The organism is Vibrio sp. 10N.286.52.C3 (assembly GCF_041468865.1).
GTDB classification, from domain to species: domain Bacteria; phylum Pseudomonadota; class Gammaproteobacteria; order Enterobacterales; family Vibrionaceae; genus Vibrio; species Vibrio crassostreae_C.
On sequence record NZ_JBFRJM010000028.1, the window covers coordinates 73,706 to 90,833 of the forward strand.

The following is a 17,128-nucleotide window of genomic DNA, read 5'->3' on the forward strand; positions in this document are numbered from 1 at the left end:
AAAACTACTCAATCGCCGGCGACCAGCCAGTACTGATCATTAAGAAGATACAAGCTCTATGCTCGGCAATTTGTATAGTTAAACTTAGAGACAGTAATAGGTAAACGTATGACTAAAATTGTAATCATCGGTGGCGTAGCTGGAGGTGCTTCAGCTGCTGCACGCGCTCGTCGTCTTAGTGAAGAAGCCGAAATCATAATGTTTGAACGAGGACCATTCGTCTCTTTTGCCAACTGTGGATTGCCATACCACATAGGTGGCGATATCGAGGATAGAAGCAAGCTTCTGTTACAAACACCTGAAAGCTTCTTAGCTCGCTTCAACGTTGACGCACGAGTGATGAACGAAGTTACCTCTATTGATCGCACCAATAAAACCGTTACAGTCAAAAATCTTGTTGATGGTAATCACTACAGCGAGAGTTACGACTTCTTATTACTCAGCCCTGGAGCCGGTGCCGTCGTTCCTCCCATCTCAGGAATCGATAACCCCCTCACCCATTCACTACGCAATATTCCAGATATGGATCGCATCATCGAAACAATCCAAATGAATAAACCTGAGCACGCGACAGTTGTTGGCGGTGGCTTTATCGGCTTGGAAATGATGGAAGCGTTTCATCAGCTTGGGATCAAGACTTCGTTGATTGAGATGGCTGACCAAGTAATGACGCCAGTAGACCGGGAAATGGCCGGCTTTGCCCATGCGGAGATTCGTGACAAAGGCATCGACCTAAAACTCGGCGTCGCGCTTGAGTCTGTGAAATATATACCTAACGAACACATCGCAAGTTTTGATTCAGGCGAGAGCGAGAAGCACCAACACATAGAGGGTGAATTAGAATTAACACTTAATAATGGCGAGTCATTAACTACTGATATCTTAATCATGGCTATCGGTGTGCGTCCTGAGACTAAGTTAGCAAAAGAAGCAGGACTTCAAATTGGCGAACTAGGTGGTATCTACACCAATGAAATGATGCAGACTAGCGATCCTAGCATCTACGCTGTGGGTGATGTGGTCGAAGAAAAAGACTTTGTCACAGGTGCACAAACTCTAGTTCCGCTTGCTGGCCCTGCTAACCGTCAAGGTCGTATGGCTGCCGACAACATGCTCGGACGCAATGAAATCTATCAAGGTACACAGGGCACAGCTATCTGTAAGATTTTTGACCTGGCCGTTGCCTCAACAGGGAAAAACGAAAAACAGTTGAAGCGTGAAGGCGTCAACTATGAAAAAGTCTATGTGCATACCGCAAGCCACGCTAGCTACTATCCTGGCGCTGAGATTGTCTCGTTCAAGATGTTATTCGCCCCTAAGACAGGGAAAATACTAGGTGCGCAAGCCGTCGGTAAAGATGGCGTTGATAAACGCATTGATGTTATGGCAGTAGCTCAACGTGCAGGTATGACCGTTGATCAGCTTCAACACCTTGAATTAACCTATGCACCACCTTACGGGAGTGCCAAAGACGTGATTAACCAAGCCGCATTTGTTGCCAACAATATTATTAAAGGTGACGCGACACCTATTCATTTCGATGAGATTGCAACATTAAGCGACAACCAACTCCTACTCGATGTTCGTAACCCTAGCGAACTAGAAAATGGTGGCTTTATTGAAGGCGCAATCAACATTCCTGTCGACCAACTGCGCCAGCGTATGGACGAACTACCTAAAGACAAGGAGATTGTTATCTACTGTCAAGTTGGGTTACGCGGTAACGTGGCTTATCGCCAACTCGTCAACAACGGCTTTAAAGCACGCAACTTAATCGGTGGTTATAGAACACTCATGTATGCAAAAGCTTAAGGATTAATACTTAGTCGCCGGTAATGGTGCGCGGACACTTACGGGCTAGTTGCTAGTTGCTGAGAGAAAGTCGCTCATAAATAGATGCGAGTAGTTAATAGTAAACATTGAAAAACCGAGCTTGGCATTTAAGTAAGTGCCAAGCTCTTTTATTATTAGTAGGAGTCAATAAAAGCTTGCAGTGCTCGCTGATCGACAATTTCTAACCCTTGATCTCCTTTTCTGATGAAACCCTTGTCTAATAGGTCTTTAACCGCTCTTCGATACACTCTGCTCGATGTACCAAATCGTTCTGCTTCTTGATTCACTTTATCGAAACCGCCTAACACAGTGTTAGTCTCGCTTTGAACCAATAAATCATACGCAATATTGTAGGTAATTGAGTGTAAAAGACGGTTAGTGTAAATACCCATAGAGTCTTGATAATCTTCCGCCAATGCAGAGGCAAAGAAGAACATCATCCCCGGATTTTCAAGTAGTGCTTCTGCTAATCTCTGAATGCAAATAACATCAACTTGCATGTGTTCATCAGCCACTACGTTCCACTGACAAGGGGTCTGCGTGAAAAACTCCATCTCACCGAAGATATGGTAATCACAATTCACTTCGCCCAATTGAAAGCGTCGCCCATTAGCCGCCGAAATACTCATAGAGACTCTTCCAGCGGGCACTACATAAAGATACTGAAGCTGCTCACCTTGACGTAGGATTTCATCATTTTGATTGAAGTAACGAGAGTTAACTTGGTGTTGGTAGATGAGATCTCTAAATTCAGAGCTTTTTTGTTCTAAGTAGTTTTTAAAGCGTCCGCTTGAGTATGGTGCAATCTTCATACTTACTCTCTCATTGCATTACTGCTGTTTATATTCAAACGATTGTAACCACTTAAACCACAGGAGAGAACCCAATAAAAAAGCGACGGTCTCCCATCGCTTTCGTCTTGCATTTATTCAGGCTCTTATTGAGTAATTAATGCTTCCAGTGCCACTAATGACGCTAGCCGCTCTCCTTGCATCATTACCTCTGCCTCATCGACATATTGCCCAACGCCCTCCTTTACATCTTGTTCGTACAAGACAACATTGTTCAAGATAGAAGCGACATTAAGCCCTCTCAAGCGTCCCACGGTAAACAGCGCGGATGTTTCCATGTCTGCACCTAAAATGCCTTTGCCATTCCAGTACTGACAAAGCGCCTGTTCATCATCGGTATAAAAGCTATCGTGTGAGCGCACTGTTCCTAAATAGTAAGGTGTTGACTGCTGCTGCAAGAACTTGTCTAGCTCTTTAAGCAGAGAGAAGCTTGCATAGGCGGGATACGACGGCTTAACGTAAGCGGTAGAACCACCCTCATCGCGAACCGCGCCCTCTGCAATAATTAGCTCACCAAGCCCGATATGTGACTGCATCGCGCCTGCAGACCCTACTCGGACAATATGAGTCACACCACAAAACTTAAGCTCTTCTACCGCAATGATCATTGAAGGTGCACCAATGCCCGTGCTGCAAACCGATATCGCTTTACCTTGATATTGACCAGTGAAGATTCGATATTCACGGTTTTCAGAGACCAGTTCAGCATGTTCAAGCAAGTTAGCGATTCGATTCGCTCTATCTGGCTCACCACAAACAATAACTAACGGAGCAATTTGCGTTTCATCAACGCAGATATGAGGTTGCTTTGCCATCTTCACTCCTAAGAAGCCGTTGCTTGAGTTAACGATTTATCACTGTTTCGTTTAGCTGTGCGTGCCCACTCACGAGTACCGTTTGCCGCAATAAACATTAAGATTGCGTATTGAACAGACATTGCGTACACACCCTGCGTCGCATAAATACCAACGCTGATAATGTTAATCACAATCCACAGTATCCAGTTTTCAACATACTTACGTGTCATAAGAACTTGAGCAACAATAGATAGAATGGTCATCGTGGCATCCCAGAATGGGAACGCATCCGGTTCAAGCACTGGCTCCGCTAAATCCGCACCAAATAGATTCAGGCTATCTACCGCGATGTTTGCTAGCGCAAAAAAGAATGGGTCGATGTACATAGTTAACAAAGCAATAGAAATCGCACACGCTACGGCCGTTGCTACTAGTTTATTTTGGCTCAACCAACGAACTTCTAGCGTTTCACCTTGCTCATTAGGACGTGTCCATGCGTACCAACCGTAAATGTTGGCACAGAAGAAGAACAATTGAAGAAGTAGCAGTCCGTATAACTGAATTTGGAAAAAGATAACCGCAAATAAGGTGACATTCAGCAATCCGAACAGGTAGTTAATGGTTTTTTCTTGGCTTGCAAACCAAATACACAACAGACCAAACACGGTGCCGAATGCTTCAATCCAGCTCATTGCGTAGCCATCCCCTATTGGGATATTGACTAAAGTATTGTTGATATCAAGTAGAGCGAATAGGTCCATAGATGTGTCCTTTATTATTTGTTTTAGTGGCACCTATTTTATTGCGCCTCTCCAAATAAAAAGGAGGACATTTGTCCCCCCTAGAATGCATGCGGTCATAAATCAGAATATTAAATCCGGAAAATCAATTTCACGGGAAGATGTCATAGCCCTCCCACAGTCTCGAACTCGAAACTCCAGCACCAGAACAGCCCCCTTCCAAAAACGAAATTTTAGCTTACTGGCTTAACGCCGATATCGCATTGACGGTTACGTTTGAGAAGCGCATGATTTTATCTTGAGCAGAATCGTTGTCTGGCGTGTTAACCGTGTAATCGCCCCAAAACTCGTTCTGTGCAACGTACTCAATTGAATGGCAGGTCACATGAATAAAGTAATTATGTTAGTAATGGGGCTGCTTTTTACCAGTCGATTGTTTGCCAGTATTGTTCCTCATGTTGGTCAACTTGAGCATGATGCGCCTATTCTCCTTCGCTCGGCATTGATTGTAGGGGTTGCGGCTTACGCGGTTTGGAGTGCATTTAAATACTTCAAAAAGATCAAGGCCTCAGATTCAGATCAACTGTAACGGCGAAAGTCCAAAAGCTTTTGAATAAGCCTCTAATTTCGATTACTGATCTGCGAAATAATCGACCAAGATTTTACGCCACTTTCGTGACTCACGAATCTTCAACAGGGCGCGGTTAATCTCTTCTTCGTACACGTTATTTTCAGTGATTATGAAACCGTAGTTGGACTTTTATAACTGATAAAACAACACCGCTATACCAAGCTTAAGTTTGATAGCTAGAAACTGACATAAACTGACTTTGTGCCGACGAACATAACTTTCCGCACTGAGTAATTTGGCTTTCTAGGAAGTAGATATTACGTCTACTTTTCACCCACTGGGCACGAACTTCCAGTTCTTGACCAATCAAAATCGGATGATGAAAACGAGAGGTTAAACTCACCGTCATCGCCTTGATATCATTCTGAAATAGACAATGCAACATCGCGCTGTCATGCAGTGTAGTGACAATGCCACCTTGCATGATGCCATCGTAGCCCTCAGTTTTATCTGTTGGTACAATCTTGGCTCTGGTTTTATATTTAGCTACTGCCTCATGCTTAGTTAAAGTGTCATGCTCGCCAATAGCTTCAAAGCAAATGGCGCTGTCGTTGAAAAAACCTTGGCTGCACACTTGGCAACGCCGATGATTGTGTGGAAAGAAAACCTTCATACTTACCTTTACCCATAGATTGCTAGAGATTGATATGGCTCGACCAAAAAAACATCGCCAGTTGTGTACCCGTACGGCTTACTCTTGTTTTAAGCCCAATGGTGTTCCTATGGACGAGCTTCATAAAGAAGAATTGCTATTGGAAGAGCTCGAAGCCTTGCGCTTGGCTGATCAAGAAGGCCTGAGCCAGCTTGAAGCCGCTGAACAAATGCAGGTGTCTCGCCAAACGTTCGGCAACATTATCAAGCGTGCACGAGCTAAAGTCGCCAAGTGCATCGTCAATGGTCACGCGTTGGTGATTCAAAGTAGTTAATTAACGTGTTAGCCAGAGGTTATTTAACTCAGTGAGCGAGAACTCTGATGCTTACTTCGATACTTAGCTTGATGGCTCAGTAATCTGATACAGCTTTTTGCTTTGCCCTTCACACACATCCTTGCAATTGCATTCACGCTCAATATCTAACTGCGCCAATCCTCCACAGCTGCCTTTGATTGGCTTGCGCGAAAAAATCACGCCTATCGCCATCAATGTAACGACTCCGACAAACCCCAATAGCGTCAACAAAAAGGTCATTGTCGGAACCCTCGAATAGCATCTAGCTGATTAGGCTGTACCATTAGAATCGAAGCTTGTTTTTTGTGCCCGTTTTCGCCGCACGTTTTATTGCCACACCCACTATTTCTCGGCTCGCGACCATAATCGAGATCGGTCACTTCCCGTAGATTGTCGAAATCCAAAGCCCCGATTTCTGCCTTACCTGTCGATGCCAAGACTCGAATATCGTTATTGAACAAGTGCGCCAGCATCTTCTTACCAATATAACGAACCACCACAGATTTCACATCGTAAGAACGGAGAACCGAAATCCATTGCTTCTTTTTATTGCAAGAGGTGTCGGAGTCAATCAAAGGAACAATCTGTTTTATCTGTCGTTGTTCATCGACAATCGCGATCTGTGGGGAACGAGCAAAGTGGTTGCCAACATGAAGGTCGCGACAAGGTACTGCGTATAACATAGTAACTTCCTGTTATTGATGATCAGGAGTTCAGCATACGCCCCATTATTGGCATATGCCAATAACTATCATGTGAAAAATAAGATTTACTGGATCGATAACTAAGATCACAAGCACCCAAACTTACCGTCATCTTCAGCCTATCTCAGTTACCTTTCAAATAACCATATATACTAGGGGGTAGTATTTTTACTGGGGGTATTTTTTGCGTTGTTAATGCCTGTTATCAAGAGCCAAGCTCAAACCCATTACAAAAAGGCCTCGCACAACCGAGAGCTTAATCGACTATTCAACGTCACACACTAGTCTGAATAATGTCGAATTAGGGACCAATCAAAGATGTTTATAGGAAAAATAGGTTGGATTGAAAATCAAGAATTGCAGTCGGCTTCAATGTAAACAAGCTTATAATTTGAAGTGAACAACGCATCGGGTTGTTATAATATAACATCACACTAAATTACCATCATTTCTCATGAAACAGCCATTTATTCTAATCGATGTCATCAATCGCCTCTCCACACGCTATGTAAGCCGTTTCTCGACATGCTTTCGCTCTCTCAAGGGCTTGACTGTTGGCCTAGCATTATTGTGTTTTGCGCCAAATCTATATGCCCACCCTCACTCTTGGATAGAGATGAAAACTCATATTGAGGGAGAGAATGGCATGATCACCGGTCTCTCTATGGAGTGGTCTTTTGATGCAATGACCTCGATGTACATGTTGGATGGAGAAGACGTCTCTGCCGATACAGAAACTGAAACATTCAAAAAGCTCGCTGCGTCTGTAATCGAAAACATGATGTACGAGCACTACTTCACGTACTTTTATGATGGTAAAGAGCCCATCAAATATCAGGTGGTTGAGAACGCAAAGTTTGAGCGTGATAAAGCCAAGATGGTTCTAACATTTGACCTACCACTTTCTAAACCTAAGCCTGTGACACGAAACTCGCTTCGCGTATTGATTTTTGACCCTAGTTACTTTGTCGACATGTCGTGGCTATCCAACAGCGACGTGACATTGTCACCTGAACTAGCAAGACAATGCCATTTAGAATTAATCGAGCCTAACCCGACGCCAGAGCAAATGAGTTATGCAATGTCTTTACCTGTCGATGCAGATCCAGATAACACGCTAGGCCAACTGTTTACACAATCGGTTGAGCTTCATTGTGCGGCGGTTCCCGCTTCTTAGTCGCAGTGGTTCGTTTCAGCCTTTAAGTCAGCGTCTAGCTGATTAAGCATGGCAACTAATTAACAGAAAGATTTCAGATATAGGTTCTTGTTAAATGAAGAAAAATCAATCCAAAATCAATCACTACCTCATTAGTGCTGGCGCGTTCGTGCTTATTGCTATTGGTGCGTATCAACTGTGGTCCATGTGGCCATCGTTAGTTATCTCTAGCATTCAATGGCAAAGAGAAGTCAATTCAGAACTTGCAGACCTGCTCTATGAAGCTAAATCCAACCCTTGGGGCGCAGGCAGTTACCTTATCGGGTTCAGCTTTATCTATGGCATGCTTCATTCTTTGGGGCCAGGGCACGGCAAAGTTATCGTGTCGACTTACTTAGCGACTCACCCAACCAAAGCCAAGGCGAGTTTAGTGCTTACGGCCGTCTCCGCTTTTTTACAAGCATTGGTCGCAATCTTACTAGTAAGCGTGTTGCTGTGGGGCTTTAGTGCTTCCATGCGAGTAGTGAATGACAAAGCGAATATGTTTGTTTCATTAAGCTTTGCCTTAGTCGCGGTCGTCGGCGCACTTATATGTTGGAAGGCTTTGAAAAACATCTACACCGCTATGCGTAAGCCTAAGCTGAAAGTGAAAGCCATCACTACACTCGCAACAGACACAGCTGCGACAATTTCAGCGCGTTCGCCAATGGCACTTCGTTCATCAATATCAGCCCCTTCTCCGATAATCGACGCTACTAGCACAATGCAAGCCGCAGCTAACACTCATGCAGATCATTCTCATGCCGACTGTGGGTGCGGCCACCAGCATGTAGCCGATGCAGACGCAATCAACAAAGCCTCAACGCTCCGAGAATATGCTGGAATTATAGTGACGATTGGCGTAAGACCGTGCACCGGAGCCATCATGGTACTGCTTTTCGCAAACATGGTTGGCCTATATTGGATGGGTGTTGTCAGTGCTTTTGCCATGGCGATTGGTACTGCTTTCACAACCTCGACGATTGCTATAATGACACTAACAGGCAAGAACTTGGTAAAACGCTATTTGGCAGCAGGTAACAAGAATAACAGTGCTTCACTAAAAGCCGCAGGTCATTATTTACAGCTATTCGGTGGTGTTTTACTTGTCTTAATTGGCTTGTTGCTAATGAGTGGACAAGACAGCGGTATGTCGCCTGTTTTCACTATGTAGCGAACGATGTAATAACAAACCTCAGTTTATTGCGACCTTTACCATTTTTACTAAAAAACACTAGCCCTTATCTCTCAAATCTGAATTAACAGCCACATAATTTCTACTAACCTAACTTTGCACAGCCAGTTAGGTTAGTAGTCAGCCATTCAGAACAGCGCGCTCTATGTAGTTCTGTAACAAACCTACATCCAACTTTGATTTTCCTATTCTTAGCTACTCTTTCATAAACTAACTTAGATTGTTCTAACAATATTAGAGCACTATCCCCCTCCTTTTGAAAATAAGGACATAACTTCCGCAATCCAGAAACTACGATCGCACTCTTCCTATTTTGAAAAAAAATAGAGCAGCAGTTTTATCAATTGAGTAACAAGCCGAAATTATACCCAATAAATTTCACATCAAACTCCAAGCCTTTACCTTACAACTACAGATAGAGCTTTCTTCAACCAAATTCTTGGATAACCTATACTCAAAGGTAAACAAATGAAACTATACATTCCGAGCGCCACGCTCAGTGTTTTGTTACTTTCTCCGAGTTTCGCGAGTGCCGAAGATATACCTGATTCACACGAATTGCGTAATTTCTCGATGCGTTCACAAAGCTCTGGGATAGCCCCACCGCAAGAAGTACTCGGCGTTTATGTTGTCAATTCTGGTCCTGGTCTGGATACCGGTTGTACCTATGCTTCTGGCGGACCTCTACTTATCTCTTTACCTGTTCCTATGGTTGTCAGCCCCAACGTTTTACAAAGTGACGGGAGAATTGCCCCAAGTAAACTGGGCGATATGCAGCAAAAAGGCGTTCTCGGTTCTAACGCAAGGATTAGCATGCCGGTCTTCGACATAGACTCCAATGCCAACGTCAGTAATATTGCTCCAGAAATAGATGTCGTATCTTTTAACGGAAAGTCTTTAGGTACGCTGCAAGGCTCTGATAACCGCTGGACGGATACTAACCTTCAAGTCGATATCAGTGATATCAAGTTCGGCCAAAACAATGAGATTCGCGTCGATATTGATACTGGCAATACGGGAGACAACTGGTGTATGTCTGTCGATTGGGTCTCAATCGAGTTTGATGTTGCCATTCCTGTGATTCTTGCTCATGGCATTGCTGCACAATCAGACACTTGGGATGATGATACGGCTCCAGGCGTGCTTTCTACACTTGATGACTATGGCATTCGTTATACTCGTTTCTCTGCTGACAAAAATGGAACCACAGCGACTAACGCTAATATCTTGAACAACAAAATTCAGGGTTTTCTCGATGAGTTGAAATCCGACAAAGTTCACGTCATTGCACACAGTAAAGGCGGGCTAGATACCCAAAACCTCAAAGCACTTAGCCCTTCCTTTGAGATAACCTCCCTTTCTACTTTCTCCACACCTCACCTTGGTAGCGTCGCAGCAGATTTGTCGGTGATAAAAATGGACCACTACGCCGATATCTACAGTAACGTCAGTACCGATCCAAATAATTACGCTGGCAAGTACATGCAACTCCCAAATATTCCGTTTGCGGGTCCTAAAATGCCTGGTATCCGTGATCTAACAACGGATACAGCATCAAACGCGATCCAAATGCGTACTCGCGGCAATATTGCAAATACATTTTCTATTGGGGCAAATGCCGATCTCAACCAAGACGGTGTTATTGAGAAAGATCCTGATATCGTTGGCCTATTCCCATGGGGATCGCGTTGGGCAGGCGTTAACGCTTGGCAGGCGCTAAGAAGCTTTAGTTCTGCGGCCTACCTCGATACTCAAACTCAATCGGTCACAATGCCAAGTGTGCATGGACCACAAGCTCATCCAATCACCATAGTCAGTTACCAAGCCATTCAAACAGTACCGCAAGAAAATGATGTTGTTGTGACCTTGGCAAGCGCTAACCCAAGTTATACCAATGCATTGGGTAACGTATTGGCTAACCACTCAACAATGAAAACGGGACAAAACGTTGAACGCTTTCTACAACAAATTATTTCAATGCGCTAAGGAGTGGCCACAATGAAATTCATCAAGCAATTAGTGATGGTGTTCAGTCTTTTCTGTACCTTCATCACACCGGCTATCGCCAGTAATGCAATACCCGTTGGGATGAGTACAAGCACGACACTATCTCAACCAGTGACTAGTAACGATAACGAAGTCACAATGCTATTTACCATCGACAAAGCGGAAGCCCTAAAAGCAGAAATCATCGTGCCGTTGGATGATGCAACCGTATATTTAGTCAAGCCTAACGGGCAAGTCGCAACATCATCCAATGATGTGCAAGCGAACATACTTTCAGGTGACACACAAAGTCCGCCGCTACCGGGCAGCTATTTATTTTTGCCTGAAGTAACTAACCCTGAACCTGGCGAATGGAAGATCGTCGTTGATTTTCCAAACCCAAGTTACAACACAGTAATTATTGCTCAGGTTGCGATCCAATCCCCTATTGCGTTTGGCATGGCGATAGCTGCAAACCAATTTGTGGTCGGTGAACCAGTTCCCGTTTCTGCATTACTGACAAACAAAGGGAATCCAATCACAGGTGCCCAAACCAGCGCAGTGATCATTGATGAAGCTGGAATAAAAACACGCCTGACGCTTAAAGATGAGGGTGTCAATTTCGATGCTATTGCTAAAGATGGTGTCTACAGCAATATTTTCGTTCCACCCGCTGAAGGGGATTATCTAATTGAAGGCATAACGTCTTTTGAAGAATATGGAACAACTATCACTCGCCAGACAAGTAAAAAAATCCACGTACTACCCTCTGACATTGAATTTGTCAGCCTCTCACTCGCTCCACTGTTTTCCTCTGAAGGCTGTGTTATTGCCTTAGAGCAGCGCTTGGAACTTGATGTTAAATCCGCGGGGGATTTTGCCATTCATGGTTACCTCACCGATGGAATTGACGAGCTGAACACAAGCAAACGTCTGCAACTCAAACCTGCGAAGCAAATCGTCACTCTACAGTACTCAACTGAAGATATTTTTGGCGCGTTTGATTCAGCGTCTACTTTGACCTCCAACCCGACGATCATCTACGCAATCACTCAAGATGACATACGAATTTCAGCCCCTCGAATTCAGTTTGAAGAATTTATTGATTTAGCATCTTTTGAGCGTTGCCGCTAACCGATTGAAGTCACGGGGAGTTTAGTCACCACACCGACTATGTCGCAAGATGGAACCTACATTGATTCGCTGAGTTTTGAGTTTCCTATCCATGTTACGCGCAGTGGAACTTACACAGGTTCGGTAAATATCGTTGGTGCAGCCGGAGAGTATTTAGAGCTAGTGAGTTTCCAAGAACCGCTTGAGGCTGGCGAAAACACCATCAAGTTTACCGTTCCTGGTGACACGTTTAAGCAAGCCGATGGTCCTTATGAACTGAACGCACTGCTAATCTACAGTGGCGTTGACTCCTATCGACAAGGAGTTCTCGGTCAAACTCCACCATACCAAGCCTCTGATTTCAGTCCGCCAGTGAATGTGACCCTCCCCTCTAACCTATTCGGTTTGGAAAGAGAAAACTGGCAAGCAACCCCGGCAACACATGTCACGCAACATCGTGTCGGTGGTTACTTAAGAGCGGGGGCTTCAATCCCATACGACTACGAAACACTAGCGAGTTTTGACTTAAGTGAGGTTCGAGGGAAAATTAAACAGGCAACGCTTATTGTTGATTTCGGAGATTCAACTCTTCAATTTCCATTCAACAATGTAACTGCGCATATCGTTAATCAAACTTGGTCTCCAAACACACTGGATTACGACACGTTCTGTGAGTCTTTTACAATATGTGCAGCATGGAGTAATCCACTCACACTCACTACATTCAACAACGTAGAAGCCGGTCAAACGCTTAGGTTTACCAACTCTAAACTATTAGAAGCATTAAATGAGAAGAGAGTGTCTGGGTTGAACAAACTAGATATTGCTCTTACCTCTTCTCCCTATGAAAGAAGTTTCTTCATTAACGTTAAGCAGGTGTCATTATTCATCGAGTACTGATCCTAAAACTGAAATAGAATAAGGCCATGCCCAAGGTATCGCTTTGGGCATGGCCTCTCAGAATGAACAGTGATGAACTTTGCAAGCTTCATATGTTTATTCTGTTAGAGCAGACTATGCCAGCCCCTCAACAGTAGTGATAAAGCACGCTAATCACTATAGACTCCATCAACCAACAAAATGAGATCGAAGTTTTATCCAAAAAGGCCAGTAGTCCCAACAGCCGGGTGACTCCACAGATCTATCCATCCCATCACCAATTTTTTAGGTGACTTTAAAGATGCCCCTACACTAGTCTGATAGCTAAAGTTAGAATAGACCCGTTAAGTATCATCGATTTACAAAACAGAGCCAAAATATCTAAATAAAAACAGTGAGAAGCGATACAATAATCAAGTTGCAAAATTGCAGCGTGGGACACCTGCCCACTGACAGCCCATTCACAGAGAACCATAAAGTAGCCTCACATGTCTAAAGAACCCGGTTTCACTACAGAATACAAACTCGACAAGACGTTTTTCGCGGAGTGTTATGATCAAACTAGCCTTCCGACTCAATTTCCAAAAGCCTACTTAAAAGGAATACTGTTTCTTATTTTTGGTGTGGTTCTACTGGAGTTTGAACTATTACCTAACGGCTATGTTGGCTGGTTCTTTATCGTTTTGAGTGTGATTGAAGCATTCAGTGTGTACTGCAAAAGAACCTGGTGGTTATGGCGACAAAAGATCAGCTCAGGCGCAGGCAGCAAAATTGTCTTTCAAGGTGACGCTAACGGAGTAAGTTACAAAAACCACAAAGCGACCAACACCATCGCGTGGAGTGACATCGACCAACTTGAGCAGACCGATCTTGGTTTTATCCTGCATATCGGTAAACAGCGCCAATATGTGAGTAAATCTTGTTTAAACGATGAAGCTATTGCCTTCATGATTGAACACCACGCCGCATCAAAAGCGAAATAACACCAATAAATGCCTGCTGATTTAGCAGGCATTTTTCTATCACTTTTAATTCTACGTATCGAATTACCGGGCAATAACAATGAATACCGTGTACCAAATCAGTGATTGCCACCTTTCCGATGAATCCAGCTATGAGAACCTGCGCAGAGCACTGGAATACGTCAACAAAGACACGGCATGCAAGACCATCTTTCTGACTGGTGATATTTGTTGTAACCCAAAGTCTGGCGACTACGTTCGATTAGAGGCATTCATTAGGCAACACATTAGCGACCAATCCATTTACGTGATTGCGGGTAATCATGATGACTCTCGCTTAATGCGCACAGAGCTAAAAGGCTCGACGATTTATGTCACCGACAAAGCCACCATCGGTGAACGAGAGTTTGTGTTCCTAGACTCAAGCTTCAAGCCGCTAGACAGCCGCCACCCACTTGGTTCAGGGCGTATTGATAACCGCGGCATGGCTCAGCTAAAACAACAATTGAGAAAGGCCAATGATCCTATCGTGGTTGTTCACCACCCTGTCATTCCAGTCGGTGCAGATTGGATGAAAGCGATCCGCCTAGAGAACGATACTGATGTGATGAAAGTGCTTCGAAAATATCGCGTTCGTGACGTGTTCTGCGGTCATGGCCATGATGAAATAACAGCGACACAGCAAGGCATAACTCAATATATGGCCCCGTCGACAGCCTATGGCTTTGACCACTCGATCAATGAATACAATCGCAGCGAGAAGATAGGATTAAGTCGAATCTCGTTCTGTACTGATTCCATCAACTACCAAGCTGTCTATTTTTGAACCCTATCTTACTGTCTTAAACCTCATAGATTAGCTTTCAAATAAACCAAACTATATAGAGCTATGCCAATAGAAGAGGCTTGCGGCGATTCAATTTATCTTATTTGAACGTGAACAAGCGGTAGGATTATTTGACTCCATCATTACTCAATGTGACCTATCTGGATTCTCTCCAAATATAAAAAAACAACCCAACAACATGCAAACCGTGTTAACCCAAGTCTCTTCTGGCTTAGGTGTATCTATCGCACCGCATGCAATTCGTGATTTACGCAGTGAGGGATGTGTATTTGTTAATCTTGAATCTGTGGACGTACAAATGCCATTAGTGATGACACACCATTCGCATACTCTATCCCCTACAGCCAGTGTCTTTGTTGCTGTCGTACAGAGTGAAATTGAGGCGATTCAACAAAACATGGCTTAGAAAGTTATCTATACCAGATTCGCATAGAATTTAAATCAAATGGTTATTTTTGTTATTCAATCGCTAACCTAAGACTTAGCTCATCGAAATCATTCATTAAAACGATGAACCAAAGTTAAGGTGTCACCATGTCAAAATTGACTACAGAAGTGTTGAGCACAGGACGTTTATTACTGATGTCGAGCGCAGTCTCGGCAACTGCTGCAAACCTTTATTATAACCAACCCATCTTACCTAAGATCGGCGCAGAGCTAGGGTTAACAAGCGAACAGCTAGGCGCAGTGCCAGCTGCTGGTCAGATTGGTTATGCCGTGGCATTGCTATTCTTATCGCCCTTAGGAGACACGTTACCCCGCAGACGCCTAATAGCGATCTTGTCTGTCATGTTGGTGTTGTCATCTTTTGTCGCGTTTACTGCATCTAGCTTAGTGGCTCTGGTTGTTGCGTGTTTTGCGATTGGTTTGAGTGCCAACATCACTCAGCAGCTGATTCCATTTGCAGCGTCACTAAGTACTCCAGAAACGAAAGGAAAAGTCATTGGCACATTAATGACAGGCCTAACTGTGGGCATCTTGCTTTCGCGTACACTCAGTGGGTTCATCGGTGAGCAGTTTGGGTGGCGCGCGGTATTTATGATGTCAGCAATTATTGCGATGGTCTTTGGTGTGTTGCTGTATGCCTTTTTACCGACGAACACGCCGACAACGAAAATACCTTACCTTAAACTGGTTGCGAGCATGGCCACGTTAATCAAGCAGCATGCGACACTGCGTACTTCCGCTTTAACTGGCGCGCTTTGGTTTGCTTCGTTCAATTCGCTGTGGGCGACGTTAGCTCTGCATGTCAGTGAATCTCCGTTTAACTACAATGCACAACAGGCAGGAATGTTTGGTGTTATTGCACTTGCTGGGGTGATTGGAGCCAAAGTTTCAGGGTCACTGGTGAGCAAGTTTGGCTCTCGAAACATGATCAGCATGGCGTTAGTTATTATTACTGCTGGTTTTGTTATATCGGGGCTTTTCGCTGACACATTGACTGGATTGATCGTCGGTATCATTCTCATCGACCTTGGGGTATTTAGCGCTCAAGTATCGAACCAAGTACGCGTATTCTCAATTGACCCACAAGCTCAAAGTCGTATCAACGGTATTTATATGCTTGGCTACTATCTCGGTGGTGCGTTTGGTTCATTTGTGGGAATTCAGGTATTTGAACGTGCGGGTTGGATTGGTGTTGTGGGCTTTAGTATTGCAGTCGTGATATTGAGTTTTATCGTTAACCGTTCAAATAAGCAATAAGTCACCTCATCTTAATTCTTGAACTTACCAATATGCACAACGGATATTCACTCTGTAATTGATAGCAAATTACCACCCAGTGATTTGCTATCGTTCTAGATCTAATAAGGCAGTAGTAACTCTACTCTCTCAAGTTTTGAATATCATGATTCTCAAACAAGCTTTCCCGCCTAGAGCGCTGTTATGCCTTTGCGAGATGATCTTGGTCTATTCTTATCATTTAGACGACTGAGTTCCGAGGCTTTGAGTATGAATAAACTGTTTTTAATCTTATTGGTTTTTCTTTTGTCCGGATGCGGAACAAGTGATAGTGCTTTGATTGAGAGTGGTCACAACACCTCTTACATACAAGGTTTTCATGACGGTAGGCATAGCGGCATGCAAGAAAGCGGCAATAGCTTCGAAAACTACATAAAAGATGGAAAGCGTTTTGAATCAGACAGTGACTACAAGCAAGGCTGGATCGCGGGTGAGTCTGAGGGGAAAAAGCTACAAGCAGAAGCAACAGCGATCGGTAAAGGTGCCGCTGCTAGTTATCCTCAAAAATCGACAACGACGGATTTAGATGAAGTAGCAAAAGACACCTTAAAAGGCGTCGATACATCGGGTTTAGAGAATCTAAAATAAAAGTATAACAAAGCTAAGGTTAGGCTCCTGAATAACTCGCACCTTGGCATTAGCTTCTTCCTTTATAGCGCCCTAATTGCGCCTTCTGTAACTTCTAGGATCGAGGCTCGAAGTATT

18 protein-coding genes and 2 pseudogenes are annotated in these 17,128 nt (G+C 43.9%); 13 read left to right on the forward strand and 7 right to left on the reverse strand.

Going from position 1 to position 17,128, the window contains the following annotated elements:
* Positions 1-108: 108 nt before the first annotated feature.
* On the forward strand, positions 109-1,812 hold the full coding sequence (locus tag AB4138_RS11335; protein ID WP_372306085.1) for an FAD-dependent oxidoreductase: 1,704 nt from the start codon (positions 109-111) through the stop codon (positions 1,810-1,812).
* Between the two features lie 155 nt (positions 1,813-1,967).
* Here AB4138_RS11335 and AB4138_RS11340 read toward each other — a convergent pair whose 3' ends face one another.
* The 3 genes from AB4138_RS11340 to pnuC all read right to left on the reverse strand — a co-directional run bounded on the left by AB4138_RS11340 (position 1,968) and on the right by pnuC (position 4,242).
* Positions 1,968-2,645 carry a Crp/Fnr family transcriptional regulator gene (locus tag AB4138_RS11340; RefSeq protein ID WP_372306088.1) on the reverse strand — a complete coding sequence of 226 codons (678 nt, stop codon included), beginning with the start codon at positions 2,643-2,645 and terminating at the stop codon, positions 1,968-1,970.
* A gap of 125 nt (positions 2,646-2,770) precedes the next feature.
* Entirely contained in the window at positions 2,771-3,499 is a 729-nt protein-coding gene (locus AB4138_RS11345) for a nucleoside phosphorylase (RefSeq protein WP_372306091.1), read from the reverse strand.
* An 8-nt stretch (positions 3,500-3,507) separates the two neighbouring features.
* Complete coding sequence (gene pnuC, locus AB4138_RS11350) at positions 3,508-4,242, reverse strand: nicotinamide riboside transporter PnuC (RefSeq protein WP_017069647.1); 735 nt, start codon at positions 4,240-4,242, stop codon at positions 3,508-3,510.
* Positions 4,243-4,606: 364 nt separating this feature from the next.
* Between pnuC and AB4138_RS11355 the strand changes: the two genes are divergently transcribed.
* Positions 4,607-4,810, forward strand: coding sequence for a hypothetical protein (locus AB4138_RS11355; RefSeq protein ID WP_017059106.1), 204 nt, complete (start codon positions 4,607-4,609; stop codon positions 4,808-4,810).
* Between the two features lie 42 nt (positions 4,811-4,852).
* Here AB4138_RS11355 and AB4138_RS11360 read toward each other — a convergent pair.
* Together AB4138_RS11360 and AB4138_RS11365 are read right to left on the reverse strand one after the other, a co-directional pair.
* A pseudogene (locus AB4138_RS11360) lies at positions 4,853-4,981 on the reverse strand (ABC transporter substrate-binding protein); the annotation flags it as partial.
* Positions 4,982-5,015: 34 nt separating this feature from the next.
* Positions 5,016-5,465, reverse strand: coding sequence for a PaaI family thioesterase (locus AB4138_RS11365; protein WP_102320058.1), 450 nt, complete (start codon positions 5,463-5,465; stop codon positions 5,016-5,018).
* Positions 5,466-5,499: 34 nt separating this feature from the next.
* Between AB4138_RS11365 and AB4138_RS11370 the strand changes: the two genes are divergently transcribed.
* Positions 5,500-5,778: a DUF134 domain-containing protein gene (locus AB4138_RS11370; RefSeq protein WP_029235478.1), complete on the forward strand. Its 279-nt coding sequence runs from the start codon at positions 5,500-5,502 to the stop codon at positions 5,776-5,778.
* A gap of 63 nt (positions 5,779-5,841) precedes the next feature.
* Here AB4138_RS11370 and nqrM read toward each other — a convergent pair whose 3' ends face one another.
* Together nqrM and AB4138_RS11380 are read right to left on the reverse strand one after the other, a co-directional pair.
* Positions 5,842-6,039 carry a (Na+)-NQR maturation NqrM gene (gene nqrM, locus AB4138_RS11375; protein WP_017059103.1) on the reverse strand — a complete coding sequence of 66 codons (198 nt, stop codon included), beginning with the start codon at positions 6,037-6,039 and terminating at the stop codon, positions 5,842-5,844.
* A complete protein-coding gene (locus AB4138_RS11380; protein ID WP_136982810.1) occupies positions 6,036-6,482 on the reverse strand; it encodes a NifB/NifX family molybdenum-iron cluster-binding protein in 447 nt (148 codons plus the stop codon). Before AB4138_RS11380 ends, nqrM begins: the two co-directional genes overlap by 4 nt.
* 475 nt (positions 6,483-6,957) lie before the next feature.
* Between AB4138_RS11380 and AB4138_RS11385 the strand changes: the two genes are divergently transcribed.
* From AB4138_RS11385 to AB4138_RS11430, 10 genes and pseudogenes are all read left to right on the forward strand, one after another.
* Positions 6,958-7,680 carry a DUF1007 family protein gene (locus AB4138_RS11385; RefSeq protein ID WP_136982811.1) on the forward strand — a complete coding sequence of 241 codons (723 nt, stop codon included), beginning with the start codon at positions 6,958-6,960 and terminating at the stop codon, positions 7,678-7,680.
* A gap of 94 nt (positions 7,681-7,774) precedes the next feature.
* Complete coding sequence (locus AB4138_RS11390; RefSeq protein WP_136982812.1) at positions 7,775-8,872, forward strand: nickel/cobalt transporter; 1,098 nt, start codon at positions 7,775-7,777, stop codon at positions 8,870-8,872.
* Positions 8,873-9,361: 489 nt separating this feature from the next.
* Positions 9,362-10,879 carry a triacylglycerol lipase gene (locus tag AB4138_RS11395; protein ID WP_171732109.1) on the forward strand — a complete coding sequence of 506 codons (1,518 nt, stop codon included), beginning with the start codon at positions 9,362-9,364 and terminating at the stop codon, positions 10,877-10,879.
* Between the two features lie 12 nt (positions 10,880-10,891).
* Positions 10,892-12,013 (forward strand): choice-of-anchor X domain-containing protein, encoded by a 1,122-nt coding sequence (locus AB4138_RS11400; protein ID WP_372306095.1) that lies wholly within the window; start codon positions 10,892-10,894, stop codon positions 12,011-12,013.
* Positions 12,014-12,052: 39 nt separating this feature from the next.
* Positions 12,053-12,892, forward strand: a complete 840-nt coding sequence (locus tag AB4138_RS11405) for a hypothetical protein (RefSeq protein WP_372306098.1) — start codon at positions 12,053-12,055, stop codon at positions 12,890-12,892.
* A 467-nt stretch (positions 12,893-13,359) separates the two neighbouring features.
* Positions 13,360-13,854, forward strand: coding sequence for a YcxB family protein (locus tag AB4138_RS11410; protein WP_017059097.1), 495 nt, complete (start codon positions 13,360-13,362; stop codon positions 13,852-13,854).
* A 79-nt stretch (positions 13,855-13,933) separates the two neighbouring features.
* Positions 13,934-14,659, forward strand: coding sequence for a metallophosphoesterase (locus AB4138_RS11415; RefSeq protein WP_029235480.1), 726 nt, complete (start codon positions 13,934-13,936; stop codon positions 14,657-14,659).
* An 88-nt stretch (positions 14,660-14,747) separates the two neighbouring features.
* Positions 14,748-15,086: pseudogene (locus AB4138_RS11420) on the forward strand (LysR substrate-binding domain-containing protein); the annotation flags it as partial.
* A 128-nt stretch (positions 15,087-15,214) separates the two neighbouring features.
* Entirely contained in the window at positions 15,215-16,384 is a 1,170-nt protein-coding gene (locus AB4138_RS11425) for an MFS transporter (protein ID WP_372306101.1), read from the forward strand.
* A gap of 249 nt (positions 16,385-16,633) precedes the next feature.
* Positions 16,634-17,011 carry a hypothetical protein gene (locus tag AB4138_RS11430; RefSeq protein ID WP_240798951.1) on the forward strand — a complete coding sequence of 126 codons (378 nt, stop codon included), beginning with the start codon at positions 16,634-16,636 and terminating at the stop codon, positions 17,009-17,011.
* Positions 17,012-17,128 lie beyond the last annotated feature (117 nt).